This window comes from Sandaracinobacter neustonicus (genome assembly GCF_006385875.1).
Lineage (GTDB): Bacteria > Pseudomonadota > Alphaproteobacteria > Sphingomonadales > Sphingomonadaceae > Sandaracinobacteroides > Sandaracinobacteroides neustonicus.
On record NZ_VFSU01000034.1, the window covers coordinates 228805 to 253650 of the forward strand.

Below are 24846 nucleotides of genomic sequence, written 5' to 3' on the forward strand. Positions count from 1 at the left end.
CACAACATCTCCCCACCCACAACCGTCACCCCAAACTTGATCTGGGGTCCAGCTTTCCACCCGCAACGTTGGAGAAGAACAGCTGGCCCCCGGATCAAGTCGGGAGTGACGCGTGGGTGGGAGGAGATGGGTTATAACCTGCGGCGCTTCTGTTGCGCTCGTTGCGATGCCAATGGATCAGGCCAACCGGTGACACCCCCTCTCCAACTCTCCCCCTTGCAGGGGGAGAGAGTCTTCGTAGCGCCGCAGGCAATCGAAGCTGATCACTCAAACGGCGTTTCAGTTGGGCCGCTTCGCCAATTTTGAGGGTGCAGGGAAATCATTTCCCTGCTGGGTGCAGGGCAAAGCCCTGCCCGCCGACGGCAAAAACCCCTACCAGCCGGGGAGGAAAAACCCCAACCTCCGGAGGGGCGCAACCCACCCCCCGCCTACCCCACGCCCCCGGTATCCGCCCCCAGCGCCTTGTTCAGCCGCTCTTCCTTTGGGCCGTTTTCGTTGCCCAGCGATTGCAGCATCAGCACCACGGCTTGTTGCCGGATCGGGTCCACGTGGCAGAGCGTGCTGGCTGCGCCGCCCCATCCCCATGTGCCGACGGGGTATTTGCCCGGTTCGCGGGCGGTGGTTTCGAACAGCATGGATCGGCCGCCTGCGCCGAAGCCTTGTGTGGTGTCGAAAAAGACGCCGGGCTCCATCAGGTTGGACATGGCGAGCCGGGCCACGCCGGGTGGCAGCAATTGTCGGCCGCCGAACTGGCCGAGGTTCAGCATCATCTGCATGAAGCGGGCGAAATCGCTGGCCGAGGAGATCAGCCCCGCGCCGCCGGAGAGCATCACCGGCTTCCGGTCCCAGTCGGTCTTGCCGGGGCCGTCGATCAGCGTGGGCTTGGGCAGCAGTTCCCATTTGGCGTTGCGCCATGTGTAGAGCCCGGCCAGCCGCTTTTGTTGCGCTGGCGTCACCCAGAAGCCGGTGTCGCGCATGCCCAGTGGCTCGAACAATTGCTCGGCGAAGATGCCGTCCAGCGTCTTGCCGGTCAGCCGTTCCAGCAGACCGCCTGCGACGTCCAGCCCGATGGAATAGAAATAGTTGGTGCCCGGATCGGAGAGCAGCGGGATGGTGGCGAGGCGCGCCATATATTCGGTGAGGGCGGGCACGGGCGCTTCCGTGGCAGAGGACAGCGCGCCGTTGGACATGGGCTGCAGGCCCTGCCGCCGATATTCCTTATCCAGCGGGGTCGCGCCGTTGAAGGCGTAGCTGAAACCGGCGGTGTGGGTGATGAGGTGGCGCACCCGCATCACCGTTTTCGCAGGGCGGCTGTCCAGCCCCTTGGCCGGGTCCAGCAGCACGCGCATCTCGCGGAATTCGGGCATGATATCGGCCACGGGGGTGTCGATGGAGAGTTTGCCTGCCGCTACCTGCTGCATCACGGCGATGCCGGTGACGAGCTTCGTCATGGAAAACACGCGCCACAGCGATTGCGCTGGCGAAACCGGCGCGCCGCCGTCGAACTCGGTGCGCCCGGCCGTCATCCAAACGGGCGCGAAGGCCCCCGGCTTGATCACACCCACCACCGCGCCGGGCACAAGGCCCTCGGCGACATAGGCGTTGATCAGCGCCTGCAGCGCCGGATAGGGCGCGGCGCGCCCTGCCACTGGCCCGGCGGCTGCCGCCACGGCGGCCGCGCCGAATCCTGCCAGCAACCGACGCCTGTCCAGCGTCAGCCCGGCTCCCGCCCCTGCGGCTCCCCCGTTCCCCATCGCTCCAGCTTCTCCTCCAGCTCCTCGAACAGCGGTTGCACCGTCTTCAACCGGGGCTTTTCCGCCTTCAGGATCGCCTCGAACAGCAAGCGCTTCCAGCGCATCCCGTCAAGTGATGCTTCCGGGACAGCGCTGGACACGATATCCACCAGCCGCTCCGCCGCGTGCAGGCGGCCCCACAGATAGTCATTTTCCCGGTAGGCCCGGCTGAAAAAGGCGGCGAAGGCGTTCAGCTGCCAGCCCTTCAGGCAGGCGCGCGCGCCGCCGCTGCGCAGCGATGTGGCGTCGTCGGGGGAGATGCGGTCCACCTTCAGCTCCTCGAAGCTGTCGGCGGTTTCCTCCTGCGCCAGCGGCAGGATGGCAATGTCGTAGAAGGGGAAGCCCAGCCATGCGCGCACCAGCCTGCGGCGGCTTTCGCGGTCGAAGCCGGGATCGGTGACTGCGCTGACGAGCACCCGGTCTGCGTCTGCATCCAGCGTGCGCAGGTCCAGCATGGCGGCCAGCGTGTCGATGGCCTGTTCGGCGGCGTGTTCGCGCGCAGCGCTGCTGCTGGCCTCCGTCACTGCACGAGCGGCTGCCGCCAGCGCGGGCAGATCATCCGCATCCACGGTGGCCCGCCGCGCCACGAAGGGGGCCGTCACCACATAGAGCGCCGCCTTCAGCGCTTCAGCGCTGGCGCGTTCGGCCGGGTCGCCGCTGGCGGCGATCTCGTCTGACAGGCGACGGACGAAGAAGCGCAGCCGCCGCACCCGGAAGCCGACATCCAGCTGCCGCAGCAGCTGCACATAGCCGCTGCTATCCGCGCCGCGGCGGATGGCGTCGTCATGATCGAACGCGCCGCGCGCGGCAGCCGCCGCTTCCAGTGCGGCGCGCAGCCGGGCGGCGTCTGCCGGGCCGAGTTCGGCGGCGTGGGCCAAAAGACTCGCGGCTTCGTCCAGCACGGTGCGCACCTTCAGCTGCGCATAGGCGGCAAAGGCAAAGCCCGCTTCCCGCGCGGCCAGCGAGTTGATGCGCGACCGCGCGCGGGCCAGCCGCGCCGGGCTGATCTTCATCAGGAAGAAGCGCGGCCCCACCGCGCGGGCGATGGCCTCGTTCACCGCCGGGGTCATCGCGTCTGTCACGGCCTTCAGGCGGCGGATGCGCGCGGACACGGCGCTGATCTGTTCAAGGCTGTCGCGGATGGGCTGTTCGCGCGGGATGTCGGCCAGCGCGCGCAATATGGTGGTGAAAAAGCCCGGATCGCGCCGCGCCAGCGCGTCGGTCGCGCCGCCCAGCCCCGGCTTTGGATCGATATAGACGAAGCGCCGGTCCACCTCGCGGTGGGCGGGACGCATGCGCAGCGCGGCGATGGCCGGGCCGAAGGGGGCGTTGTTCAGCACGCTGCCGTCGATCAGCGCGATCTCCTCCACCGGCCGGTCGCTCCACAGCTGGCTTTCCAGAAAGCTCGCCCGTTCCGGCCAGTCCTCGCCGCGTGCGGCCATGCGCCGGTCCACCTCGGCCACCTTTGCGGGGGGGAAGGCACCGGGGAAGCTGGACGTCGCGCGCGCCGCCAGCAGCAGCTCCGCCCGTGGCGCGACGGGGCCGCGCGGGGCCAGCTGCACCTCCCGCGTGGCACCGTGGCGGCGGGTGACGGCGGGCGAGGAGAAGCTGAACAGCCGCCGATGCTCCTGCTCGGTCACGGTGTGCGGCGAATGGATGGCGAGTTCCGCCTGCACGCCCCAATAATCCGTGACCGTGACATAGAGATCCAGCGGCAGCGTGGGCGGCACCAGCGGGCGGGTGGCGGGCCCGGCGGCCATTTTGTCCATCGCCCGGTCCAGCATCTCCGTCATCACGTCGCCGGAAAAGGGCGGCTTGAACCAGCGGCTGCGCACGAAGCGGGCCAGTTTCAGCGCCACTTCGGCGCGCACTTCGGGCACGTCCACCGAGGCGAGGCTGGCGGACATGCGCCCGGCATACCAGGCGACGGGTTCCTTGTAGAAGGCGGCCATGCGTTCGCGCACACCGCTGCCCCAGCGCGCCTCCGGGTCCAGCAACCGGTCCACATCGGCTTCGTCCAGCCACATGTCGGTCAAGGGCTCCAGCGTGTGCCCCAGCGCCAGCGCGTTCGCCAGCATCACCGCGTTGATCCCGCCTGCGGACGCGCCGGTGAGAATATCGACGATCACCGCCAGATCGGCGTGCGGCTTCAGTTCATCCAGCAGCGCCTGCCAGACCGGCTCGCTGTCTCCGGCCATGGCCTCACCCTGCTTGCGCGCTTCGCTGGCGCGCAGCAGCTTCCACAATTCCTTGGTGACGCCGTGCATATAGACGGCAAGGCTCACCCCGCCGTAACAGACGATCGCGAGGCGCAGTTCCTTCTCGCGGATCATGGGCGCGCCGTCGTCAGAAGTCGGCCAGAACCTGATCGGGCGGCCGGTGCCCGTCTGCGAAGACGCGGATGTTGGTGATCACTTTCTCGCCCATCGCCTGCCGCCCTTCGAAGGTGGCCGAACCCAGATGCGGCAGCAGCACCACATTGGGCAGCCCCGCCAGTGCCGGGTGGAGGGCTGGCTCCTCCTCGTAAACGTCCAGCCCCGCGCCTGCGATCCGCCCGGCCGCCAGCGCTTCGGCCAGCGCCGCTTCATCCACCAGCGCCCCGCGCGCGGCGTTGATCAGATAGGCGTGCGGCTGCATCAGCTTCAGCCGCGCCGCGTTCATCAGGTGCCGGGTTTCGGCGGTTTCCGGGCAGTTCAGGCTGACGATATCCACCCGCTCCAGCATGGCTTCCACGCTGGGCCACCATGTCGCTTCCAGCGCCGTTTCCACCACCTTGGGCAGCCGGTGCCGGTTGTGATAATGGATGGAGAGGCCAAAGGCCCGCGCCCGCGCCGCGACCGCCTGCCCGATCCGCCCCATCCCCACGATGCCCAGCCGCTTGCCGGTGATGCGGTGGCCCAGCAGACCGGTGGGCGTCCAGCCGGTCCATTGCCCGGCGCGCAGCAGCTTTTCCCCTTCGGACAAGCGGCGCGGCACAGAGAGAATCAGCGACATCACCAGATCGGCGGTGTCGTCCGTGAGCACGCCGGGCGTGTTCGTCACGGCGATTCCCTTCGCCCGCGCGGCGGAGAGGTCGATATGATCCACCCCGGTTCCGAAATTGGCGATCAGCTTCAGCCCCTCGCCCGCGCCTTCGATCAGGGTGGAGTCGATCTCGTCCGTCACCGTGGGCACGAACACGTCGGTGTCGGCCATCAGAGCGGCCAGTTGCTCGCGGCTCAGCGCGGTGTCGGCGAAATTCAGCTCCACGTCGAACAGTTCGGCCATCCGCGTTTCAACAGCCTGCGGCAGCCGCCGCGACACCGTGACCCGAAGCCTGCGATCATATTTCTGGAAGCGGGATGTCATGCTTGCCTGCATGGCCCGGCAGGCCGGGTCTTGCAAGGCTGGCCGCCGCTTGGCAGGGGAATCGTCATGCGCATCCTTCTGCCCGCCCTGATCCTTCTGGCAGCCCCGGCGGCAGCTCAGACAGCCGCCGCGCCCGCCACGGAGGCGGCCACGCCCACCAACAAGGATGCGCTGAAATACCGATCCGGCCTGCCGGTGCCGCGCTTCGCCTCGTTGCGGGCGGGGCGCGCCTATATGCGGGCCGGGCCGGGCAAGGAATATCCCGTGACATGGGTGTTCGTGCAGCCGGGCACGCCGCTGGAAGTCGTCAGCGAATGGAATGTCTGGCGCAAGGTGAAGGATGCAGACGGCACAGAAGGCTGGATGGACCGCGCCATGCTTTCCACCGATCGCAGCATCCAGATCACGAAACAGACGCGCGAACTGCGCGCCCGGCCGGACCTGTCCGCCCCCATCGTGCTGCGCGCCGAACCCGGCGTGGTGATGCGGGTGACGATGTGTGCAGATCGCTGGTGCCGGGTGGAGGGGCAGGGCCGCTCCGGCTATCTGCTGCGCGAACATGGCTTCGGCGTTTATCCGAACGAACCAATCGGCTGACCGGGGGGCGGGGGGAGTGACAGGTCTGCTCGCGCTGGCGTGGCTGTTGCCGCCCATCACCTTGCTGCTGGTGCTGATGCTGCTGAGCATCATCTTCGCGCAGCGCCGCCGTATCCGCCAGCTGCTGGCCGACTCGCGCCATGATCCGCTCACGGGCCTGCCCAATCGGCGCGGGCTTGCGCCGGGCTGGCACGCGCTGGAAGGCCCGCGCGCGCTGATCCTGATCGATCTGGTCGGCTTCAAGGCCGTGAATGACAGCCACGGCCACCTCGTGGGGGACAAGCTGCTGAAGCAGGTGGCCGAACGGCTGGCCGCCGCCGTGCCCGCCCCCGGCCTTCTCGCCCGCTGGGGCGGTGACGAATTCGCAGCCGCCATTCCGGCCGACAGCGCCGCTGCCGTGCGCGCGGCCATCGCAGAGGCGAGCGCCCGGCCCTATGTGCTGATCACCGGGGTGCACCCCGTGCTCGCCACCATCGGCGCGCGCACCGGCCTTGGCACGGGGAAAGACGATTTGGACGAGGCCATCGCGGCGGCGGCCAACAGCCTGCACGAGGCGAAGGCGGGCGAAGAGGATAGCGCAGCGGAGGGCTGAACGGCTTTCAGATCAGCGCGGCCAGCACCTCGCGCAGCACCGGGCCGCACAGGTCTTCAGAGATCAGGCCCGGCCCCAGCCTCCCGCCCGCCTCGCCATGCAGGAAACAGGCGGCGGCAGCCGCTTCGAAGCCCGGTATCCCCTGTGCCAGCATGCCCGTCGCAATCCCCGCCAGCACATCGCCTGATCCGGCGGTGGCCAGCCAGCCCGGCGCGTTGGCGGTGATGGCGGCCCGGCCGTCCGGCGCGGCGATCACCCCGTCCGCGCCTTTCAGGATCACCACCGCCCCACTAAGCGCCGCCGCCGCCTGCGCCCGCGCCAGCTTGCTGCCGGAAAGCCCCGGGAACAGCCGGGCGAATTCGCCTTCATGCGGGGTCAGCAGCACTGGCCTGTCATGGCGGCGGATCAGCCGGGCGAGATGCTCGGCCTCGCCCGCGAACGCCGTCAGCGCGTCGGCATCCAGCAGCAGCGGCTTGCCCGATTGCAGCGCCGCGCCCGCCACGCAGCGCGCCTGCGGCCCCGCGCCCGGCCCCACGCACAGCGCCTTCACCTTCGGGCTGGCGGCCAGCCGCCCGAACCCCTGCGCATCACCTTCGGCCAGCATCACCGCCGTCACATGCGCCGCTTGCACCAGCAGCGCCTCGCGGTCCCCCACCAGCGTCACCGCCCCGGCCCCGGCGCGCAGCGCGGCGGTGGCCGCCAGCCGCGAAGCCCCGGTCGCCAGCACCGGGCCAGACCAGACCAGCACGCCGCCGCGCGCATATTTGTGGGTATCCGCATCCGGCACCGGCAGCCGCCACAACCCCGGCCCGTTCAGCGCCAGCGGCGTGCCCTGAGCGGGCGGCAGGCCGATATCGGCGATCTGCAACCGGCCGGTGTGCAGCCGCCCCGGCAGCAACAGATGCCCCGGCTTGGCAGTGTGAAACGTCATCGTCTCCACCGCGTTGATCGCCACGCCCGGCACCGCCCCGGTATCGGCATCCACGCCGGAGGGAATATCCACCGCCAGAATCGGTGCGCCGGACGCATTGGCCGCCAGCACCAGCCGCTCTGCCTCGCCCTCCAACGGCCGGGCCAGCCCGATTCCGAACAGCGCGTCCACGATCAGATCGAACCGGGCCGGATCGGCGGGCCCGGTGGCCCCGCACCATTCGCCTGCCGCCCGCGCAGCATCGCCTGCGCCGGGCGCGGCCAGCGCCGTCACCTGCACGGCGAACCCGGCGTCCGCCAGCAGCCGCGCGGCGACATAGCCATCGCCGCCATTGTTGCCCGGCCCCGCCAGCACCAGCACCCGCCCGCCGGGGGGCAGCCGCGTGGCGGCGGCCCGCGCCACTTCGCCTGCCGCGCGCTGCATCAGCGCGAAGCTGTCCCCGCCGTTCGCGAACCACGCCGCCTCCGCCGCGCGAATCGCTGCGGCGGAAAGGATCGGCTGCGCCCGCATCGCGCTCAGGCCGCCTTTTTCGCCTGCACCCGCTGCCAGTCGCGGGAGACCAGCTTTTCCTCGATGGCGGTGCGCGCCACCAGTTCGCCGTCGCGAATCCACTGCCATGTCCGCGCGCGCTTCTTGCCGCAATCGGAAATCTGGATCATTTCATAGACATACAGCTCAGGATCGTTCGCGCGGTGCCAGTAAAGCACCAGCGTGCGGCCGTTGTCGTCCATGGGCAGTTCTGTCGCCCAGCCCTTGATCAGCTCATTGTCCCACCAGAGCCGCCCTTCGCGAAAGGTGGCGGGCAGGTCCACCCGCTGGTTGCGGCCGTCTGACCAGTCATAGATGTTGGTCTGCACATAGGGAAAATCGCCGCCCTCGGGGAAGCAGCACAGCACCCGGCTCTTATGCTCGTCCACCAGTTTGCCCGCGCTGTCATAATGGCGATAATTGCCGTCCCACACGCCTTCGTGCCGCGCCAGCCCCGCCAGTTGTTCCTTCAGAACCATGCCCACTGATCCTCCTGTCGGGCCATGCTGTTCACCTGCGCGCGCGCAAGTGCAAGGGGCACATATGAAAACGGCCGCACGGATCGCTCCGCACGGCCGTTTTTCAGCAAAGCCGGATGGCTTACTTGGTCAGGCTGGTCAGCCCGCCGAAGCGCTTGTTGAACTTGGCAACGCGGCCGCCGTCCTGCAGCTTCGCGGCGCCGCCGGTCCAGGCCGGGTGGCTCTTCGGATCGATATCCAGCGCCAGCGTGTCGCCTTCCTTGCCCCAGGTGGAGCGGGTTTCGAACACGGTGCCGTCGGTCATCTGCACCTTGATGGTGTGATAATCGGGGTGAATGCCAGCCTTGGCCATGAAGAAAATCCTTTGGTGAAGCGGCTGGTTCCGACCAGCCATGAAGGGGCGGCCGATAGCGCTTCTGTCGCCTTCATGCAATCGCCGGGCATCTTTACCGCCTAAGGTTGGCCCATGCCCAATCAGAAAGACATATCCGTCAACAAAAAGGGCGGTTCGATCCTGCCGGGCGTCGCCGCCGCCGCTGCGGCCGCTGCAGCGGCGCTTGCGGCGTGGCAGCTTGTGCGGCGGCAGCTGAAAAGAAGCCCGATCGTCGTCGCGGAGCAGGGCGGCCCCTATCGCCTGTTGCAACCGAAGAACCGGCCCGTGCCCGGCGCCAACCCCTTCACCATCGTGGCTTCGCTGCCAAGGCCGCATGCGTCGTTGCCGCAATGGACGCTGGAGCGCATCCTGATCGCCCCCTACAGCCGCCGGTTCGCGGTGGAGGAACGCGAGCTGGTCGCCGGCGAAATCTATGAGACGGACTGGGCTGTCTCGTTGATCGACATGAACGGGGCCATGCTGTTTTTTGCCACCGACGACAGCTATCCGACCACGCTCTATTCCGGCACGGACCCGGACGGGCCGATTCCGTTGCAACAGGCGCAGGCGCGCGCCGATGCGGAGTGGAACAAGGAGCGGGTGCATACCCCCGGCCTGCCGCGCACGATCCTGTCCGGGCGGTTCGCCGACGTTTCCAGCGCAGGCACATTCCGGGTGGCAGGCTGGCTTGCCAATGGCAATCTGGTGGTGGCGGGGCGCACCCCCGTGCGGGTCGCCTTCCCGGATGGCTCCCCATATGACAGCGACGATATCGGGGACTGGTGGGGCATCGTCGCGCCATCCGGATCGGGCTGGGCCTATGTCGAAAAGGGTGCGGGGCCGGTGCCGCCCCGCCATTCGCTGGTGACGATGCCGGCCAAAAGCCTGAATGTCTCGCTCTCGCCCGATGGGCTGCTGCTGCTGAACAGGCGGCCTGTGCCGGGCTATGCGCCGATGGCGGCGGTGGACGGGCCCTATCCGCCACGGCTGGGTTAAAGCCGGAAATTTCGTCGCTTCCATGCAATCGCCCCGCGTTCGGCGGCCCTACCCTGCCGCCATGCCTGATCGCTCCCTCCTCGCCACCGCGCGCCTTACTGGGGCCGCCCTTGCCGCCGCCAGCGTGGTGGTCCTGTGGTTGTGGCGGGGGCAGACGGTGGGCAACCCCATTGTCTGTGCCGAGCATGACGGCCCCTTTCACGTGCTGAAATTCCTGCGCCTGAGCCGCCTGCTCGGCCCCCGGCTGGCCAGTATTCGCACCATCGAGCGTCCGCACGCCCTGCTGCCGCAATGGATCATGGAGCGAATCCTGATCTCGCCGGACAGTGCACGGTTCGCGGTGGAGGAAGTCGAGCTGATCGCCGGATCGCAAGGTGTGGACATGACCGTGACGCTCTATGACATGGACGGGCGGGAGCTGTTTTTCAGCACCGACAATTTCTTTCCCTCCACCGTCTATCTGGGCACCGATCCGGCCGCGCCGCTTTCGCTGCGGCTGGAGCAGGAAGTGTGGGATGGCTTCTGGGAGGAGGAGAAGCTGACGAACCCCGCTGCCCCGCGCCCGGTGATCACCGGGCGCTTCTCGGATGACGATGGGGTCGGCTCCATCCGCGTCGCGGGCTGGCTGGCCAATGGCGACATGGCGCTGATGGGGCGGGCACCGTTGCGGTTCAGTTTCCCCAATGGGTCGTCCCCGGTGAGTCCGGACTTTGAGGATTGGTGGGGGATCGTCAGCCCGGTGGCCGGGGGCCTTTGGGCCTATTCCGCCAAGGGTGCGGGCGCGCTGCCGCATGCGCTGGTTTCCATGCCGCCGAAGCAGCACAACGTCGCGCTGGCGGGCGGACAAATTATGATCAACGGCCATGCGGAAGGCGGTTTCGCGCCGATAATTGCGCTGGACGGGCCTTATCTGCCCGCGAACGCATGAAACCGGCCGGGAAAAAGGGTGCATTCGCGCCGATGATCGCCTAACCGCCTTCGCTTATGGGAGTGATCGGAACCACTGTGCCCGCTGGCGCGGAAAGCGATGCGAATCGTGCTGCCATGGCCGAACTGGTGCGCGAATTGCGCGTGCGTGCTGCAACCATGGCCCTTGGCGGGCCGGAAAGCGCGCGGCAACGCCATGTCGCGCGGGGCAAGCTGCTGCCGCGCGAACGGGTGGAGCGGTTGCTGGACCCCGGCACGGCGTTCCTCGAAATCGGCCAGTTCGCTGCGCAGGATGTCTATGGAGAGGATGTGCCCGCTGCCGGCGTGATCGCGGGGGTTGGGCAGGTTTCCGGGCGGCTGGCGATGATCGTGGCGAACGATGCCACGGTGAAGGGCGGCAGCTATTATCCCCTCACGGTGAAGAAGCATTTGCGCGCGCAGGAGATTGCCGCGCAGAACCGGCTGCCCTGCATCTATCTCGTCGATTCGGGCGGCGCGAACCTGCCCCGGCAGGATGAGGTGTTTCCGGACCGCGAGCATTTCGGCCGCATCTTCTACAATCAGGCGAACATGTCGGCCGCTGGCATCGCCCAGATCGCCGCCGTGATGGGCAGCTGCACGGCGGGCGGGGCCTATGTGCCCGCGATGGCCGATCAATCCATCATCGTGCGCCAACAGGGCACCATCTTCCTTGGCGGCCCGCCGCTGGTGAAGGCGGCGACCGGCGAGGATGTAACAGCCGAGGAACTGGGCGGCGGCGATGTGCATGCGCGGCTGTCTGGCGTGGTGGACCATCTGGCGCAGGATGATGCGCATGCGCTGCATCTGGTGCGCCGGGCGCTGGCCACCGTGCCGCCGGGCGAAACGCCCGCGCGCCAGCCCGCCGAGCCGCCGAAGTTCGCCGCCGAAGACCTGCACGCGCTGGCCCCGGCCGACACGCGGCACCCGGTGGACGTGCATGAGATCATCGCCCGGCTGGTGGACGGCAGCCGCTTCGACGAGTTCAAGCCGCTCTATGGCGCAACGCTGGTGACAGGCTTTGCCCATGTGGAGGGGCTGGCGGTGGGCATCATCGCCAACAACGGCATCCTGTTTTCGGAATCCGCGCAGAAGGGCGCGCACTTCATCGAGCTGTGCTGCCAGCGGAAAATCCCGCTGCTGTTTTTGCAGAACATCTCCGGCTTCATGGTCGGCAAGGCTTATGAGAATGAGGGCATCGCCAAGCATGGCGCCAAGCTGGTGACAGCGGTGGCGACGGCCGGGGTGCCGAAGATCACCATCGTGATCGGCGGAAGTTTTGGCGCGGGCAATTACGGCATGTGCGGCCGGGCCTATTCCCCGCGCTTCCTGTGGATGTGGCCCAACGCCCGCATCAGCGTGATGGGCGGCGAACAGGCGGCCTCGGTTCTGGCCACGGTGAAATCCGGCGGCTTCGCCAGCAAGAAGGACGAGGAAGCCTTCAAGGCCCCCATCCGCGAGCAATATGAGCGGCAGGGCAACCCCTATTACGCCAGCGCCCGCCTGTGGGACGACGGCATCATCGCCCCGGAGGACACCCGCGCGGTGATCGCGCTGAGCCTTGCAGCCGCGCTGAACGCGCCCGTACCCGACACCCGCTTCGGCCTGTTCAGGATGTGACGATGCTGGAGATCGCAACCGACAGTCGCGGCCTTGCCCGCGTGACGCTGAACCGGCCTGAGAAGCACAACGCTTTTGATGCGGCGACCATCCTTGAACTTACCCGCGCCTTTGCCGCGCTGGGCGGGGATGCGGGCGTGCGCGCGGTGCTGCTGGCGGGCAATGGCCCCAGCTTTTCCGCCGGGGCGGATGCGCGCTGGATGCGGGAGCAGGCTGCGGCTTCGCAGGACGAGAATCACGCGGACGCCATGCGGCTGTCTGACATGCTGGCGACCATCAATGAATGCCCGAAGCCGGTGATCGCCATCGTGCATGGCAATGCGTTCGGCGGCGGGGTGGGGCTGGCGGCTTGCGCCGACATGGTGGTGGCGAAGCCGGATGCGCAGTTCCGCCTCTCTGAAGTGCGGCTGGGGCTGACGCCTTCCACCATCTCGCCCTTCGTGCTGGCGAAGATCGGCAGCGCGCAGGCGCGGCGCTGGTTCCTCACCGCCGAAAGCTTCGGCGCGGAGCAGGCGCTGGCGATGGGGCTGGTGCATGCCATCAGCGAGGATGCGGAGGCCGTCGCCGAAGGCTGGTTTCAGGCCCTGCTGCTGGGCGCGCCGGGGGCCATATCCGACGCCAAGGCGCTGATCCGCGACGTGGCAGGCGCGACGATCAGCTACTCGCTGCGGGCGGACACCGCCGAGCGGATCGCCGCCCGCCGTGCCGGGGACGAAGGCCGCGAGGGCCTCTCCGCCTTTCTGGACAAGCGCAAACCCGGATGGGTGAAACCATGAAAAAACTGCTGATCGCCAACCGGGGCGAGATCGCCTGCCGCATCATCCGCACCGCGCGGCGGATGGGGATCGCCACGGTCGCCGTCTATTCCGAAGCCGATGCGCATGCCCCGCATGTGGCGGCGGCTGACGAAGCCGTGCTGATCGGCCCGGCCCCGGCGCGCGAATCCTATTTGCTGCCGGAGAAGATTCTGGAGGCCGCGCGCGCCACCGGCGCAGATGCCATCCACCCCGGCTATGGCTTCCTCAGCGAGAATGCCGATTTCGCCGAAGCCGTGCGCAAGGCCGGGCTGATCTTCGTCGGCCCCTCCGATCAGGCGATCCGGGTGATGGGCCTGAAAGACAGCGCGAAAACCAAGATGAAAACGGCGGGCGTGCCGGTGACGCCCGGTTACATGGGCGATGACCAGTCCCTGCCACGGCTTGAACGCATGGCGGAGATGATCGGCTATCCGCTGCTGATTAAGGCGGTGGCGGGCGGCGGCGGCAAGGGTATGCGCCCGGTGCACGCCAAGGCCGAATTCACCGAAGCGCTGCTGGCCGCCAAGCGCGAGGCCGCCGCCAGCTTCGGCCATGACGGGGTGATGCTGGAAAAGCTGATCGCCACGCCCCGCCATGTGGAAGTGCAGATTTTCGGAGACAGCCACGGCAACATCGTCCATTTGTTCGAGCGCGACTGTTCGCTGCAACGCCGCCACCAGAAGGTGATCGAGGAGGCTCCCGCGCCGGGCCTGTCAGGCGAATTGCGCCATGTGCTGGGCATCGCCGCCGTGACGGCGGGCCATGCCATCGGCTATGAAAATGCCGGAACCGTGGAGTTCATTCTGGACATGGACGACCGCGACGAGGCGGGCGATCCGAAATTCTACTTCATGGAAATGAACACCCGGCTGCAGGTGGAGCATCCTGTAACGGAGGCGATCACGGGGCAGGACTTGGTGGAATGGCAGATTCGCATCGCGCGCGGGGAAATGCTGCCGCTGATGCAGGACGCCATCGAATGCCATGGCCATGCGGTGGAAGCGCGGCTGTATGCGGAAAACCCGGATCGCGGCTTCCTGCCCTCCACCGGCACGCTGTCCCGTCTTGCCTTCGGCGAAGGCGCGCGCATCGACACCGGCGTGGAACAGGGCGGCGAGGTGACGGTGCATTATGACCCGATGATCGCCAAGGTCATCACCCACGCCCCCACGCGCGACGAGGCGCTGGCGAAGCTGGTGGCCGCGCTGGACCGGACGGTGGTGGAAGGCGTAACGACCAATCGCGGCTTCCTCGCCCGGCTGGCCGCGCATCCGGCGTTCGTGGGCGGCGAGATCGACACCGGCTTCATCGCGAGGCACGAGGTCAGCCTGTTCGAATCCGCGCCGCCGCCGCCATCGGTGCTGGCGGCCGCCGCCGCGCAATGGGCGGCGGCCACCCCGGCGCAAGGCCCGTTCGCCCACCGCTTCCGGCTGAACCTGCCGCCTGTCAGCCCGGCGGCCTTCTGGGAAGCGGACGGCACGGAACATCGCTTTGAAATCGCCCCGGACGGCGTGCGCTTCGAAGGCGCGGCGCAGGCCCCCGGCCGCGACACCGCCATCATCGCCATCGAAGGCGGGGTGGAGGCGCGTCGTCGCGGCCAGAGCTGGCGCTTCCTGTCTGAAAACCCCGGCTGGGCGGGCCACAGCGCCGCAGGCCCGGCGGACGGGCAGATTCTGGCCCCCATGCCCGGCAAGCTGATCGGCCTGTTCGTGAAACCCGGAGACAAGGTGCAGGCCGGCGACCGGCTGGCGGTGCTGGAAGCGATGAAGATGGAGCATCGGCTGACGGCCCCGTTCGACGGCACGGTGGAGGCTGTGAGCAGCGAGGCAGGCGCGCAGGTGGCGGACGGCATGCTGCTGGTGACGCTGGCCCGCGCGGGCGAGCCGGGCTGAGCGGACCCACCGGACGGCGATGACCTCGCCTGCGCGCATCCTCGGCGCGATTCTTGGCGGCGGCGCATCCAGCCGCTTCGGCAGCGACAAGGCGCTGGCGCTGCACGAAGGCCGCCCGCTGATCGGCCATGTCGCCGCCGCGCTGGCCGCGCAGACGCAGGCGCTGGTGATCTGCGGCCGGGCGTGGGGTGGCTATGCGGACCTCGCCGACCAGCCCGCGCCGCGGCTGGGGCCGATCGGCGGCATTTGCGCCGCGATGCAGTATGGCGCGGCCAACGGCTTCAGCCATGTGCTGATCGCGCCGTGCGATTTGCTGGGAATCCCCGCCGACACCGCCGCCTGCCTGCTGCCCGGCCCGGCCGTGGCAGAGGGGCAATGGCTGCTGGGGCTGTGGCCAACTGGCCTTTGTCAGGCGTTAACGGCAGCGATACTGTCAGAAGGTGCGATACCCGTGAGGCGCTGGATTCAACTGTCTGGCGCGGTTTCGGTTGCTGTCGGCGGGCTTCGCAACGTCAATCGGCCGGGCGATTTGCCGATTTAATCGGTTTTGGCCGCTTATCCGTCGCTTTTCTACAAGCGGTTGTCATCGAATCGCGCTAATGTTGCACTGCAACAGGGGCAAAGGAATCGGGACATGCTGGATGCTATTGACGCACTTGCTGCCTTGATCATGACGCCGAGTGGAATCGCGTCCATCGGTCTCGCAACCGCAGCAGTGATCTTCGTACGCCGCGCCGGGAACAAGCCGAAGCGGACGGATTGAGCAAGGGCCCGCGCCGGGCGGCGGCGGGCGGTATTGCACGGGGGTGAGGTGCCGTTTTGGGGCCTTTCCTCGGGCTTTTTACGCGCCGCCCCGGACTTGATCCGGGGGCTGGCTTTCGCCTCCCGCGTTGCTGAAGACCAACTGGGCCCCGGATCAGGTCCGGGGGGACGGTGTGCTGGCGGAGATGTTGGTGGCTCAGGCCCAGCGGTGACACCCCCTCTCCAGCTCTCCCCCTTGCAGGGGGAGAGAGTCGCGGTGCGCCGCAGGCAATCGAATCTGATCACACGAACGACGGTGGAGTTGGGCCGCTTCGCCAATTTTGAGGGTGCAGGGAAATCATTTCCCTGCCGGGGGAGTTTGAGGGGGCGGCGCCCCCTCAATCCGTCACTCGCCGCCCACGCCTGACAGCCGGGCCAGTGCCCATTGCGCCGCGTCGGCGACGCCGGGGTCCGGGTCGTTCAGCAGGGCGGAGACGGGTGTGCGCAAATCCGCCAGCCCGCTGTTGCCTGCCGCATACAGGCAGTTTCGCACGAAGCGGTTGCGGCCGATGCGCTTGATGGGGGAGCCCGCGAAGATGCTGCGGAAGCTGGGGTCGTCCAGTGCGAGCAGGTCTGCGAGGTAGGGGGCGGTGAGTTCGGCGCGCGGGGCGAAGGCCGGGTCTGCCGGGAATTGGGCGTGGCTGTTCCATGGGCAGGCGTTCAGGCAATCGTCGCAGCCGTAGATGCGGTTGCCGAGCTGGGCGCGGAATTCGGGTGGGATCGGGCCTTTATGCTCGATGGTGAGGTAGGAGATGCAGCGGCGGGCGTCGACGCGGTAGGGGGCGGTGATGGCCTGCGTGGGGCAGGCGGTGATGCAGGCGGTGCAGCTGCCGCAGCTGGCGCTGGTGCCGGGTTCCCTGAAGGGCGGCAGGTCTGCTGTGGTGTAGATCGCGCCGAGGAACAGCCAGTTGCCCGCCTTGCGGCTGAGCAGGTTGGAATGTTTGCCTTGCCAGCCGAGACCGGCGGCTTCGGCCAGCGGCTTTTCCATGACGGGGGCGGTATCGACGAACACCTTCACCTGTTCCCCGCTGCGCTCCGCGAGGAAGCGGGCGAGCGCCTTCAGTTTGGATTTGACGACATCGTGGTAATCCCGGCCCAGCGCATAGACGGAGATGGTGGCGAGCTCCGGGTGGCTGAGGTTGCGGGCCGGATCGAGCGCGGGGGTGTAGGGCAGGCCCAGCGCAATGACGGAGCGGACGTCTGGCCAGAGTCCTGCGGGGTGGGCGCGTTCGTCTGCGCGGGATTCCATCCACAGCATGTCGCCGTGGCGGCCTTCGGCCAGCCATTGCCGCAGCCGCTCGCCGGTTTCCGGGGCGGCATCGGCGGGTGCGATTCCGAAGGCTGCGAAGCCCAGCGCCTGAGCCTCGGCCCGCAGGACCTCAGAAATCGAGCTTGTCATAATCCGGCGGGGGGCGGATGCCTTCCATCCGGTCTGCCAGCAGCGCCCGGAACGAGGGGCGGGATTTCAGCGCCGAATACCAGACCTTCGCCTGCCCATGGCCGCGCCAGTCGATCCCGCCGAGATAATCGGCGACGGAAATCTGCGCGGCGGCGTGCACATCGGCGATACCGAAGGTGGGGCCTGCCAGCCAGCGGTTTTCATCCAGCAGATCATCGACATATTGCAAATGCAGTTCGGCCGCGCGGTTGGCGTTGCGGATGCCGATTCCATCCGGCATTTCGCGGCTGACGAGGCGCTTGTACATGCGTTCGGCCAGCAGCGGCGCGGTGACTTCGGAATAGAAGCGCTGGGCGAACCAGCCCGCCAGCCGCCGGGCCTCTGCCCGTTCGGAGGCGCTTGCGCCCACCAGCGGCGGGCGTTCCACCGTTTCATCGAAATATTCGATGATGGCGTGGCTGTCGCACAGCACCATCTGGCCGTTTTCCAGCACCGGGGTCTGGATGGCGGGGTTCAGGCGGGAGAGGGTTTCGCTGCGTTCCCACGGGTAGGCGGCCACCAGCTCGGCGGTGACGCCCTTTTCGGCCATGGCGAAGCGCACGGCACGGCTGAAAGGGCAAAGGGGGAATTGGTGGAGGCGCCACATTTGAATCCCCTATTAGCGCATGGATTCGCGCGCGCCAGCGGCTTGACGTTTTTGAGGGGCGATTGCGCCATTCTGCCAGCTTGGAAAGCGGCACTGCCGATGCTAGCGCCTTCGATCCAGCGAAGGGAGCATCAGAGATGGATCTTGCGTTCAGCCCGGAAGAGATCGCGTTTCGCGACGAAGTGCGGGCCTTCATTGCCGAAAACTACCCGGCCGAATTGCGCGGCAAACAGGATGAAGGCGAGGAACTGGGCAAGGCGGAATTCCTCGCCTGGCACAAGATCCTTGCGAAGAAGGGCGGATGGTCTGCCCCCGCATGGCCGACCCAATATGGTGGCCCCGGCTGGACGGCGACGCAGCGCTATATCTTCTCGGAAGAAAGCGCCCGGGCCGAGACGATTCCGCCGCTGCCCTTTGGCATCAACATGGTCGGCCCGGTGATCTACACCTTCGGCACGCCCGAGCAGAAGGCGCAGCATCTGCCGGGCATTCTGGCTGGCGACGTGTGGTGGTGCCAGGGCTATTCCGAGCCGGGCGCCGGGTCTGACCTCGCCTCGCTGCGCACCAAGGCGGAGCGCATCACCGAGGACGGCAAGGATTATTATATAGTCAACGGGCAGAAGACGTGGACGACGCTGGCCCAGCATGCCGACTGGGGCTTCTTCCTTGTGCGCACCGACGCCACGGCGAAGCAGCAGGAGGGCATTTCCTTCCTGCTGATCGACATGAAATCGCCGGGCATCACCGTGAAGCCGATCATCACGCTGGGCGGCGAGCATGAAGTGAACGAAGTGTGGCTCGACAATGTGAAAGTGCCTGTCGAGAACCGCGTTTACGAAGAGAATAAGGGCTGGACCTGCGCCAAGTTCCTGCTGGCGCATGAACGCACCGGGATCGCGGGCGTGGCCCGTTCCAAGCGCGGGATCGAGAAGCTGAAAGCCATCGCCAAAGCCGAGCAGGACGGCAGCGGCCAATCGCTGCTGGCCAACCCCTTCTTCCGCCGCAAGGTGGCCGAACTGGAAACCGATCTGACGGCGCTGGAGTTCACCGAACTGCGCACGCTGGCGGGCGAAGCCTCCGGCAAGGGGCCGGGGCCGGAATCCTCTTTGCTGAAGGTGAAGGGCACGGAAATCCAGCAGCGGATCACAGAACTGGTGCTGGAAGCGGCGGGCAATTACGCCGCGCCTTACTTCCGCGAATTCCCCGAAGGCTCGAACGAATATCCGATCGGGCCGGAGTTCGCGCACCGATCCGCGCCGACCTATTTCAACATGCGCAAGACCTCGATCTATGGCGGATCGAACGAAATCCAGCGCAACATTATCGCGAAGATGGTGCTGGGCCTTTAAGGCCCGGCGCTTTCATTCACGGCACTTATCCGGCCCCGGATTCTTTGGGAGGGTATCTTGGACTTTAATTTCACCGAGACGCAGGGAATGCTGCGCGACACGCTGCACCGTTACCTTGCAGACACCTATGATTTCGACAAGCGCGCGGCGATGCTGAAGCGCGACGGCGGGCGCGATCCGGGCGTGTGGACTGCGCTGGCGACCGAACTGGGGATTTTGGGCGCGGCGCTGCCGGAAGCCTATGGCGGCTTCGGCGGCGGGCCCATCGACACCATGGTGCTGATGGAGGAATTCGGCCGGGCGCTCTCCGTGGAGCCTTATGTGCCGACCGTGGTGCTGGGCGCGGGCGCGCTGGTGGAAACCGGCGGGGCCGTGGCCGAAGCGCTGGTGCCGGGCATCATCGGCGGCGAGGTGATCATCGGCGCTGGTTTCTACGAGCCGCAGGGGCGCTACAACCTCGCGGACATCAAGACGACCGCGAAGAAGGACGGCGCGGGCTGGGTGCTGAACGGGCACAAGGCCGTGGTGGTCGCCGCGCCCTTCGCCACCCATCTGCTGGTCAGCGCGCGCACCGGCGGCAGCCAGCGCGAGGCGGGCGGGGTCTCCCTGTTCCTGATCGACGCCAGCACCAAGGGCCTCGTGCGGCGCGATTACCCCTGCGTGGACGGCACGCTGGCGAGCGAGCTGTATTTCGAAAACGCCAGCGTTCCAGCCGACGCCCTGCTGGGCGCGGAAGGCGGCGCGCTGCCGCTGATCAACAAGCTGGCCGATCATGCCGCCGTGGCGCAATGCGCCGAAGCGACCGGCGCGATGAAGAAGCTGCACGAGCTGACGCTGGATTATGCCAAGCAGCGCAAGCAGTTCGGCAAGGCCATCGGTGATTTTCAAGTGATCCAGCACCGGCTTGTGGACATGTTTATGGAAGCCGAACAGGCGCAATCCATGACGCTGATGGGCACGCTGCGGCTGGACGACCCGAACCGCGAAAAATGGGTGAGCCAGGCCAAGGCCAAGATCAACAAGGGCGCCCGCGCGCTGGGCCAATGGGCGGTGCAAACCCACGGCGGCATCGGCATCACCACCGAACTGGCAGCCGGGCACTATTTCAAGCGGCTGACCATCGTCGAAACCCAGTTCGGCGATCTGGATTACCATCTGGGGCGGCTGGAGGCGTTGATTTGAATCCCGACTCCTCCTCCATTCGGGGAAGGAGGGATCTCGTTGTAAACCAGTGCGTAATTGGGGAAGCGTTCCGCCATGGGTATCTCAGTGAGAATGGTTGTTTTGGCGCTTGCGGCAGGATTGGTCGGCAAGTCTGCTTTTGCTCAAACGGACGGTCATATGTGCTGGATTTCCGATGTTCAGCGTGACCGGGTCGGTGTCCGGATAGAGTTTGGCGAAGGCGGCCCAATGTTTGTGAATCGTGGCGGAGAAAACTGGTTTCCGGATCGCGAAAAAAATGGCCGGAGTTTGATCGCAAAGATCGGTGAAACGCTATACGCAAGCAACTCGCATCATGATAGTTGCAGAATTGAAGTCGTGGAGAAAGACGGTAAAATTGGCGTGGAGGCCAAAGCTTCTCTTAGTTTGCCGGGGCTTCCATCTCGCCAGGAATTCGAGTTCATTCCTGCTAATAATTAGTATTCGCCACTTGTGCAGATGTTGTTATTTTGCTGGTCGCCATTTGGCCTTTCCCTTCGGGCTATATTTGATGGCTGAGGTCGCCTGAGAACTCAGAGAGGCAGAACGGAGGGGATTGCGCACGTGAGCAGGGGGGGGCTCCCGCCCGTCCGTAAACACGGCGTCACTCCGTACTTGATCCGGGGTTCCGCTGTTCTTCTCTGATGTTGCGGGTGGAAGCTGGACCCCGGATCAAGTCCGGGGTGACGGTTGTGGGGGTTGGGATGTTGGTTGGATTGGCCAACCGGTGACACCCCCTCTCCAACTCTCCCCCTTGCAGGGGGAGAGGGCTGCGTAGCGCCGCAGGCAATCGAATCTGATTACCCGCACCGCGCTGGAGTTGGGGCGCTGCGCTAATTTTGAGGGTGCAGGGAAATCATTTCCCTGCTGGGGGAGTTTGAGGGGGCAAAGCCCCCTCAACAGCAACGTCCGGGTGACCGCCTCCCCTCAATGTGCGGGCAGCCGTCCCCTCAGCGTGGCGGGCAGACCTGCTCGATCGACGACACATGGTTCAGCGCGATCACCCAGCGGCCGTTGCGTTTGCGCATCAGCCTTGTGTTGATGCCGGTTTGCGGGTTGCCGGGGCGGTTCAGTTGGTAGTTGCTGATCAGCTGGGCGGCGTCTGGGGCGAGCAGTTCGATTTTGATGTTGCTGAAGGTCAGAACGCCGCGGGTGTCGGCGGAGGTGCCATAGTCGCGGATGTAATGGTCCAGCGTGCCTTGCCAATCTTTTTGGAACTGGCCGCGGGAGACGAAGATGACGTCCGGGTTGGCGAACCCGGCCATGTAGCCGTTGAAGTCGCCCCGGTTCCATGCGGCTTCCATGTCGCGGATTACCTGTGTGATTGCGGCTTTTTCGGCGTCTGCGTTGCTGTCGCGCGGGTCCGGGGTTTCGGCCTGCACATGGTTCAGGGTGATCACCCAGCGGCCGTCGCGCTTGCGGACGACGCCGGAGAACAGGCCGCCGTCTGTGCGGCCGTCGTCCCATTTCAGATCGAAGCGGGCGATCAGTTGCGCGGCTTCGGGGGAGAGCATCTGGATGTCGAATTGGGAAAAGATGAGGTGGCCGCGTTTGGCCGGGTCTCCGCCATAATATTTCAGATAATGCTGCAGCGTGGCGTCCCAGCCGGGCTGGCGTTTTCCGCGCGAGATATAGGCGATGTCCGGGTTGGCGAAGCCCGCCATATAGCCGCGGAAATCGCCCTTGTTCCACGCCTCCGCCATGCCGTTCAGCATGGCGGAGATGGCGGCGATTTCGTCGCCGCCGGCGCGGGCGGCCAGAGGCAGCGCGGCGAGCGGCAGCGCCAATAGCGTGCGGCGGTCAGCCGGCATCGGCGGCCTTCGCGGGTTTCGCCTTTTCGGCGGCGATCCATGCGCGGACTTCGGATTCCAGCACCGGCAGCGGCACCGCGCCGAGGCCGAGGATGGTGTCGTGGAAGCCGCGCTGGTCGAACTTCTGGCCGAGTTCGGCCTCCGCCTCTTTGCGCAGGTTGCGGATGGTGATTTCACCCAGCTTATAGGCCAGCGCCTGCCCCGGCCAGCTGATGTAGCGGTCGACCTCGTTGGTGATTTCGAGGTCTGACAGGGCGACATGATCCTTGAAATAGGCCAGCGCCTTGTCGCGGCTCCAGCCATATTCGTGCATGCCGGTGTCGATCACGAGGCGGACGGCGCGCCACATTTCGTAGGTCTGGCGGCCGAATTCTTCATAGGGCGTTTCATAAATGCCCATCTGCTGGCCCAGCCATTCGGTGTAGAGGCCCCAGCCTTCGCCATAGCCGGAGAAATAGAGATCCTTGCGGAAATCGGGCCGGGCTTCGCCTTCGCGCGCAAGGGCGGCCTGGAAGCTGTGGCCCGGCGTGCATTCGTGCACGGCGAGCGCGGGCAGGGTGTAGAGTGGGCGCTGATCCAGCCGGTAGGTGTTGAACAGGCAGTTATCCAGCCCGCCGCGCCCGCTGGTGTAGATGGGGGCGATGTCGGCCGGCACGGCGACGATGCCGTGGCGATAGCGGGGCAGCTTGCCGATGGTTTCATTCAGCCGCCCGTTCGCCTTCATCACCGTGTAAGAGGCGGCTGCCAGCAGTTCCTTCGGCGTTTTCGCATAGAATTGCGGATCGGTGCGCATGAAGGTGAAGAATTCCGGCAGCGTGCCCTTGAAGCCGGAGGCTTTCATCGTGGCTTCCATATCGGCCTTGATGCGCGCGACTTCCTTCAGGCCGATCTCGTGGATCTGCTTCGCGGTGAGATCGGTGGTGGTATATTCCCTGATCTGCGAGGCGTAGAAGGCGCGGCCGTTGGGCATGTCCGACGCGCCGATGGTGGGCCGGGCGCGCACCATATAATCCTCGCGGATGAACTTCAGCAGCTTGGTGTAGGCGGGCACGGCTGCGCTATTGATGGCGGCGAGCGCGTCTGCGCGCAGTTGCGCCTGTGTTTCCGCCGGGATGCTGTCGGGCATCTTCACGAAGGGGGCGTAGAGCGCGTTCGCGTCCCCGGCGGCGGTGTAGGGGACGATGGTTTCGTCGCGGCCGACCAGCGTCATCTTCGGGTTGGAGAAGCCGCGCGCGAGGCCCGCCTTCATGTTCACCGTCTGCTCGTCGAAATAGCGCGGGATGTCGCGGATGCGGTCGATATAGTTGCGATATTGTTCTTCGCTGGAGAAGCGGGTGCCCGCGTAGGGGGCGAGCGTCCAGAAGAATGTGTCTGTGTTGAAAGGGATTTCATAGAGCTTCCAGCGAACCTCGTTCGACTGGTTTTCGATCATGGTGCGGAACACCTGCGCGTTGATCTGCTCGGCGTGGGAGAGTTGATCGAAGGGGATCGCATCCAGCTGCTTCAGCACATTGTCCCAATAGGCGAGGCGGGCGGCCTGCGATTTCGCGTCAACGCGGGGCAGCCGATCGCCGCCATTGCCACGGCCGGGGCCGCGCTCCTGTTCCTTCAGCCGCCACTGATATTCGGCATCGTAGAGCGCCTTCAGCCGGGCGTCTGCGGAGGAGGGGGCTGCTGCTGTAGCAGTCTGCGCGGCGGCGGGCAGCAGCGGCGTGCCCAGCAGCGCCAGCGCGGTTGCCAGCGCAAACCGGGTGCGCAAGGATGCCGACGACCGAGTCAGCGACTGTTCAACCGCGATGCCCAATATTGCCTCCATGAAATCTCTGCTTGTTGCGACCGGATTGGGGCTTTCGCTTGCCGCCTGCAGCACGACAGGCTGGTCGGAAGCCCCGCCAGAATCCTCAATGTACGACGGTGCCACTTATCAGGGGCAGCCGCCGGTAGACTGGTGGGGCCGGAACCCGGCCTCCGTCAACGTCTTCTTTGCACCGCTGTCAGACTATGGAACATGGGGGCAGCATCCCCGCTATGGCCGGGTGTTCTTTCCCGCCGTTGGGGCGGGCTGGCAGCCCTATCGCGACGGTTATTGGCGACAGGACGGCCGCTATGGCCGGATGTGGATGTCGCAAGAGCCGTGGGGTTGGGCGACCTATCATTATGGCCGCTGGGGGCGGGACAGCCGACTCGGCTGGTTCTGGGTGCCGGATACCCAGTTCGGCCCCGGCTGGGTCGATTGGCGCGGCGGCGGCGGCTATGCCAGCTGGTCTCCGTTGCCGCCCTATGGCTGGAGCCGCTGGGGCTATGGCTGGGGCAATGACTGGTGGGTGACGGCGCCGGGAGCGTGGCTGTATCGGCCGGGGATGCATCATTATGTTCGGCCCGGCAGGCCCGGTTACGGACAGCCCGGTTATGGGCAACCCGGAAGGCCGGATGACGGGCCGGGGCGTCCGCGCCCGGGTGGTGGTGATCAAGTGGATGGCGAAACGCCGCGTCCGCCGGTGCCGCCCAATGCGCATCCGCGATCCAACCCGGATGCGGTGCGGGGCAATCCCGGCCGCCATCCGCGCAGTTCGGGCGAGCAACCGCAGGCTGTGCAGTCGCGCCCGCAACAGCAATCGCAATCCCGGCCGCAACAGGTGCAGCCGAGCCAGCAGCAGGCGCAGCCGCGTCAGCAGGCGTCGCAGCCCCGCGCGCCCTCCAGCCCGCCGCGTGGCCGCGACGTTCAGCCGCGCACAGCCGACAACTGACG

General features: G+C 66.7%; 23 protein-coding genes. 13 read left to right on the forward strand and 10 right to left on the reverse strand.

Going from position 1 to position 24846, the window contains the following annotated elements:
- Nucleotides 1–428 precede the first annotated feature (428 nt).
- The 3 genes from FJQ54_RS16355 to FJQ54_RS16365 are packed head-to-tail and all read right to left on the reverse strand — an operon-like array spanning nucleotide 429 to nucleotide 5141.
- Nucleotides 429–1754 carry a serine hydrolase domain-containing protein gene (locus tag FJQ54_RS16355; RefSeq protein WP_140929477.1) on the reverse strand — a complete coding sequence of 442 codons (1326 nt, stop codon included), beginning with the start codon at nucleotides 1752–1754 and terminating at the stop codon, nucleotides 429–431.
- A complete protein-coding gene (locus FJQ54_RS16360) occupies nucleotides 1715–4126 on the reverse strand; it encodes a patatin-like protein (protein ID WP_235890505.1) in 2412 nt (803 codons plus the stop codon). Before FJQ54_RS16360 ends, FJQ54_RS16355 begins: the two co-directional genes overlap by 40 nt.
- A 13-nt stretch (nucleotides 4127–4139) precedes the next feature.
- Nucleotides 4140–5141 (reverse strand): 2-hydroxyacid dehydrogenase, encoded by a 1002-nt coding sequence (locus FJQ54_RS16365; RefSeq protein WP_140929478.1) that lies wholly within the window; start codon nucleotides 5139–5141, stop codon nucleotides 4140–4142.
- Between the two features lie 66 nt (nucleotides 5142–5207).
- Between FJQ54_RS16365 and FJQ54_RS16370 the strand changes: the two genes are divergently transcribed.
- Both FJQ54_RS16370 and FJQ54_RS16375 read left to right on the forward strand, forming a co-directional pair.
- On the forward strand, nucleotides 5208–5738 hold the full coding sequence (locus tag FJQ54_RS16370) for an SH3 domain-containing protein (RefSeq protein WP_140929479.1): 531 nt from the start codon (nucleotides 5208–5210) through the stop codon (nucleotides 5736–5738).
- 16 nt (nucleotides 5739–5754) lie between these two features.
- Nucleotides 5755–6330: a GGDEF domain-containing protein gene (locus tag FJQ54_RS16375; protein WP_235890506.1), complete on the forward strand. Its 576-nt coding sequence runs from the start codon at nucleotides 5755–5757 to the stop codon at nucleotides 6328–6330.
- Nucleotides 6331–6337: 7 nt separating this feature from the next.
- Here the strand turns inward: FJQ54_RS16375 and FJQ54_RS16380 are convergent, their stop codons facing one another.
- The 3 genes from FJQ54_RS16380 to rpmE all read right to left on the reverse strand — a co-directional run bounded on the left by FJQ54_RS16380 (nucleotide 6338) and on the right by rpmE (nucleotide 8620).
- A complete protein-coding gene (locus FJQ54_RS16380; RefSeq protein ID WP_140929481.1) occupies nucleotides 6338–7771 on the reverse strand; it encodes an NAD(P)H-hydrate dehydratase in 1434 nt (477 codons plus the stop codon).
- 5 nt (nucleotides 7772–7776) lie between these two features.
- Nucleotides 7777–8268 carry a DUF3598 domain-containing protein gene (locus tag FJQ54_RS16385; RefSeq protein ID WP_140929482.1) on the reverse strand — a complete coding sequence of 164 codons (492 nt, stop codon included), beginning with the start codon at nucleotides 8266–8268 and terminating at the stop codon, nucleotides 7777–7779.
- A 121-nt stretch (nucleotides 8269–8389) separates the two neighbouring features.
- A complete protein-coding gene (gene rpmE / locus FJQ54_RS16390) occupies nucleotides 8390–8620 on the reverse strand; it encodes a 50S ribosomal protein L31 (RefSeq protein ID WP_140929483.1) in 231 nt (76 codons plus the stop codon).
- A gap of 114 nt (nucleotides 8621–8734) precedes the next feature.
- Between rpmE and FJQ54_RS16395 the strand changes: the two genes are divergently transcribed.
- From FJQ54_RS16395 to FJQ54_RS17985, 7 genes are all read left to right on the forward strand, one after another.
- Nucleotides 8735–9637 (forward strand): hypothetical protein, encoded by a 903-nt coding sequence (locus FJQ54_RS16395; RefSeq protein WP_140929484.1) that lies wholly within the window; start codon nucleotides 8735–8737, stop codon nucleotides 9635–9637.
- Nucleotides 9638–9698: 61 nt separating this feature from the next.
- Nucleotides 9699–10565: a hypothetical protein gene (locus FJQ54_RS16400; RefSeq protein ID WP_140929485.1), complete on the forward strand. Its 867-nt coding sequence runs from the start codon at nucleotides 9699–9701 to the stop codon at nucleotides 10563–10565.
- Between the two features lie 56 nt (nucleotides 10566–10621).
- Entirely contained in the window at nucleotides 10622–12202 is a 1581-nt protein-coding gene (locus FJQ54_RS16405; protein ID WP_140929486.1) for a carboxyl transferase domain-containing protein, read from the forward strand.
- 2 nt (nucleotides 12203–12204) lie between these two features.
- Nucleotides 12205–12978: an enoyl-CoA hydratase-related protein gene (locus FJQ54_RS16410; RefSeq protein WP_140929487.1), complete on the forward strand. Its 774-nt coding sequence runs from the start codon at nucleotides 12205–12207 to the stop codon at nucleotides 12976–12978.
- Nucleotides 12975–14891 (forward strand): acetyl-CoA carboxylase biotin carboxylase subunit, encoded by a 1917-nt coding sequence (locus tag FJQ54_RS16415; RefSeq protein ID WP_140929488.1) that lies wholly within the window; start codon nucleotides 12975–12977, stop codon nucleotides 14889–14891. Before FJQ54_RS16410 ends, FJQ54_RS16415 begins: the two co-directional genes overlap by 4 nt.
- 19 nt (nucleotides 14892–14910) lie before the next feature.
- On the forward strand, nucleotides 14911–15432 hold the full coding sequence (locus FJQ54_RS16420; RefSeq protein WP_140929489.1) for an NTP transferase domain-containing protein: 522 nt from the start codon (nucleotides 14911–14913) through the stop codon (nucleotides 15430–15432).
- 93 nt (nucleotides 15433–15525) lie between these two features.
- A complete protein-coding gene (locus tag FJQ54_RS17985) occupies nucleotides 15526–15654 on the forward strand; it encodes a hypothetical protein (protein ID WP_268920594.1) in 129 nt (42 codons plus the stop codon).
- A gap of 384 nt (nucleotides 15655–16038) precedes the next feature.
- On the opposite strand, the gene queG is transcribed toward FJQ54_RS17985, so the two are convergent.
- Nucleotides 16039–17091, reverse strand: a complete 1053-nt coding sequence (gene queG / locus FJQ54_RS16425; protein ID WP_140929490.1) for a tRNA epoxyqueuosine(34) reductase QueG — start codon at nucleotides 17089–17091, stop codon at nucleotides 16039–16041.
- Entirely contained in the window at nucleotides 17072–17737 is a 666-nt protein-coding gene (locus tag FJQ54_RS16430) for a glutathione S-transferase family protein (RefSeq protein ID WP_140929491.1), read from the reverse strand. The genes queG and FJQ54_RS16430 overlap by 20 nt, the downstream gene beginning before the upstream one ends.
- 137 nt (nucleotides 17738–17874) lie before the next feature.
- Here FJQ54_RS16430 and FJQ54_RS16435 point away from each other — a divergent pair, with 137 nt between their 5' ends.
- The 3 genes from FJQ54_RS16435 (at nucleotide 17875) to FJQ54_RS16445 (ending at nucleotide 20727) form a co-directional block, all read left to right on the forward strand.
- Nucleotides 17875–19086: an acyl-CoA dehydrogenase family protein gene (locus FJQ54_RS16435; protein ID WP_140929492.1), complete on the forward strand. Its 1212-nt coding sequence runs from the start codon at nucleotides 17875–17877 to the stop codon at nucleotides 19084–19086.
- A gap of 57 nt (nucleotides 19087–19143) precedes the next feature.
- Nucleotides 19144–20268, forward strand: a complete 1125-nt coding sequence (locus tag FJQ54_RS16440) for an acyl-CoA dehydrogenase family protein (RefSeq protein WP_140929493.1) — start codon at nucleotides 19144–19146, stop codon at nucleotides 20266–20268.
- A gap of 75 nt (nucleotides 20269–20343) precedes the next feature.
- Nucleotides 20344–20727, forward strand: a complete 384-nt coding sequence (locus tag FJQ54_RS16445; RefSeq protein WP_140929494.1) for a hypothetical protein — start codon at nucleotides 20344–20346, stop codon at nucleotides 20725–20727.
- Nucleotides 20728–21236: 509 nt separating this feature from the next.
- Here the strand turns inward: FJQ54_RS16445 and FJQ54_RS17885 are convergent.
- Nucleotides 21237–22097: a nuclear transport factor 2 family protein gene (locus FJQ54_RS17885; RefSeq protein WP_235890507.1), complete on the reverse strand. Its 861-nt coding sequence runs from the start codon at nucleotides 22095–22097 to the stop codon at nucleotides 21237–21239.
- Nucleotides 22087–23913, reverse strand: a complete 1827-nt coding sequence (locus tag FJQ54_RS16460; protein WP_140929495.1) for a DUF885 domain-containing protein — start codon at nucleotides 23911–23913, stop codon at nucleotides 22087–22089. The genes FJQ54_RS17885 and FJQ54_RS16460 overlap by 11 nt, the downstream gene beginning before the upstream one ends.
- Before the next feature lie 88 nt (nucleotides 23914–24001).
- Between FJQ54_RS16460 and FJQ54_RS16465 the strand changes: the two genes are divergently transcribed.
- The gene (locus tag FJQ54_RS16465; protein ID WP_140929496.1) at nucleotides 24002–24844 is read left to right on the forward strand and encodes a DUF6600 domain-containing protein; all 843 of its coding nucleotides are present in this window, start codon (nucleotides 24002–24004) and stop codon (nucleotides 24842–24844) included.
- Nucleotides 24845–24846: the final 2 nt, after the last annotated feature.

What these genes read in the sequence shown, in the direction of transcription:
- FJQ54_RS16380 (WP_140929481.1), bottom strand. Translation starts at nt 7,771, where the DNA reads ATGCGGGCGCAGCCGATCCTTTCCGCCGCAGCGATTCGCGCGGCGGAG.
- FJQ54_RS16410 (WP_140929487.1), top strand. Translation starts at nt 12,205, where the DNA reads ATGCTGGAGATCGCAACCGACAGTCGCGGCCTTGCCCGCGTGACGCTG.
- FJQ54_RS16405 (WP_140929486.1), top strand. Translation starts at nt 10,622, where the DNA reads ATGGGAGTGATCGGAACCACTGTGCCCGCTGGCGCGGAAAGCGATGCG.
- FJQ54_RS16395 (WP_140929484.1), top strand. Translation starts at nt 8,735, where the DNA reads ATGCCCAATCAGAAAGACATATCCGTCAACAAAAAGGGCGGTTCGATC.
- FJQ54_RS16445 (WP_140929494.1), top strand. Translation starts at nt 20,344, where the DNA reads ATGGGTATCTCAGTGAGAATGGTTGTTTTGGCGCTTGCGGCAGGATTG.
- FJQ54_RS16435 (WP_140929492.1), top strand. Translation starts at nt 17,875, where the DNA reads ATGGATCTTGCGTTCAGCCCGGAAGAGATCGCGTTTCGCGACGAAGTG.
- FJQ54_RS16400 (WP_140929485.1), top strand. Translation starts at nt 9,699, where the DNA reads ATGCCTGATCGCTCCCTCCTCGCCACCGCGCGCCTTACTGGGGCCGCC.
- FJQ54_RS16385 (WP_140929482.1), bottom strand. Translation starts at nt 8,268, where the DNA reads ATGGTTCTGAAGGAACAACTGGCGGGGCTGGCGCGGCACGAAGGCGTG.
- FJQ54_RS16365 (WP_140929478.1), bottom strand. Translation starts at nt 5,141, where the DNA reads ATGACATCCCGCTTCCAGAAATATGATCGCAGGCTTCGGGTCACGGTG.
- FJQ54_RS17985 (WP_268920594.1), top strand. Translation starts at nt 15,526, where the DNA reads ATGCTGGATGCTATTGACGCACTTGCTGCCTTGATCATGACGCCGAGT.
- queG (WP_140929490.1), bottom strand. Translation starts at nt 17,091, where the DNA reads ATGACAAGCTCGATTTCTGAGGTCCTGCGGGCCGAGGCTCAGGCGCTG.
- FJQ54_RS17885 (WP_235890507.1), bottom strand. Translation starts at nt 22,097, where the DNA reads ATGCCGGCTGACCGCCGCACGCTATTGGCGCTGCCGCTCGCCGCGCTG.
- FJQ54_RS16465 (WP_140929496.1), top strand. Translation starts at nt 24,002, where the DNA reads ATGTACGACGGTGCCACTTATCAGGGGCAGCCGCCGGTAGACTGGTGG.
- FJQ54_RS16355 (WP_140929477.1), bottom strand. Translation starts at nt 1,754, where the DNA reads ATGGGGAACGGGGGAGCCGCAGGGGCGGGAGCCGGGCTGACGCTGGAC.
- rpmE (WP_140929483.1), bottom strand. Translation starts at nt 8,620, where the DNA reads ATGGCCAAGGCTGGCATTCACCCCGATTATCACACCATCAAGGTGCAG.
- FJQ54_RS16415 (WP_140929488.1), top strand. Translation starts at nt 12,975, where the DNA reads ATGAAAAAACTGCTGATCGCCAACCGGGGCGAGATCGCCTGCCGCATC.
- FJQ54_RS16370 (WP_140929479.1), top strand. Translation starts at nt 5,208, where the DNA reads ATGCGCATCCTTCTGCCCGCCCTGATCCTTCTGGCAGCCCCGGCGGCA.
- FJQ54_RS16430 (WP_140929491.1), bottom strand. Translation starts at nt 17,737, where the DNA reads ATGTGGCGCCTCCACCAATTCCCCCTTTGCCCTTTCAGCCGTGCCGTG.
- FJQ54_RS16360 (WP_235890505.1), bottom strand. Translation starts at nt 4,126, where the DNA reads ATGATCCGCGAGAAGGAACTGCGCCTCGCGATCGTCTGTTACGGCGGG.
- FJQ54_RS16460 (WP_140929495.1), bottom strand. Translation starts at nt 23,913, where the DNA reads ATGGAGGCAATATTGGGCATCGCGGTTGAACAGTCGCTGACTCGGTCG.
- FJQ54_RS16420 (WP_140929489.1), top strand. Translation starts at nt 14,911, where the DNA reads ATGACCTCGCCTGCGCGCATCCTCGGCGCGATTCTTGGCGGCGGCGCA.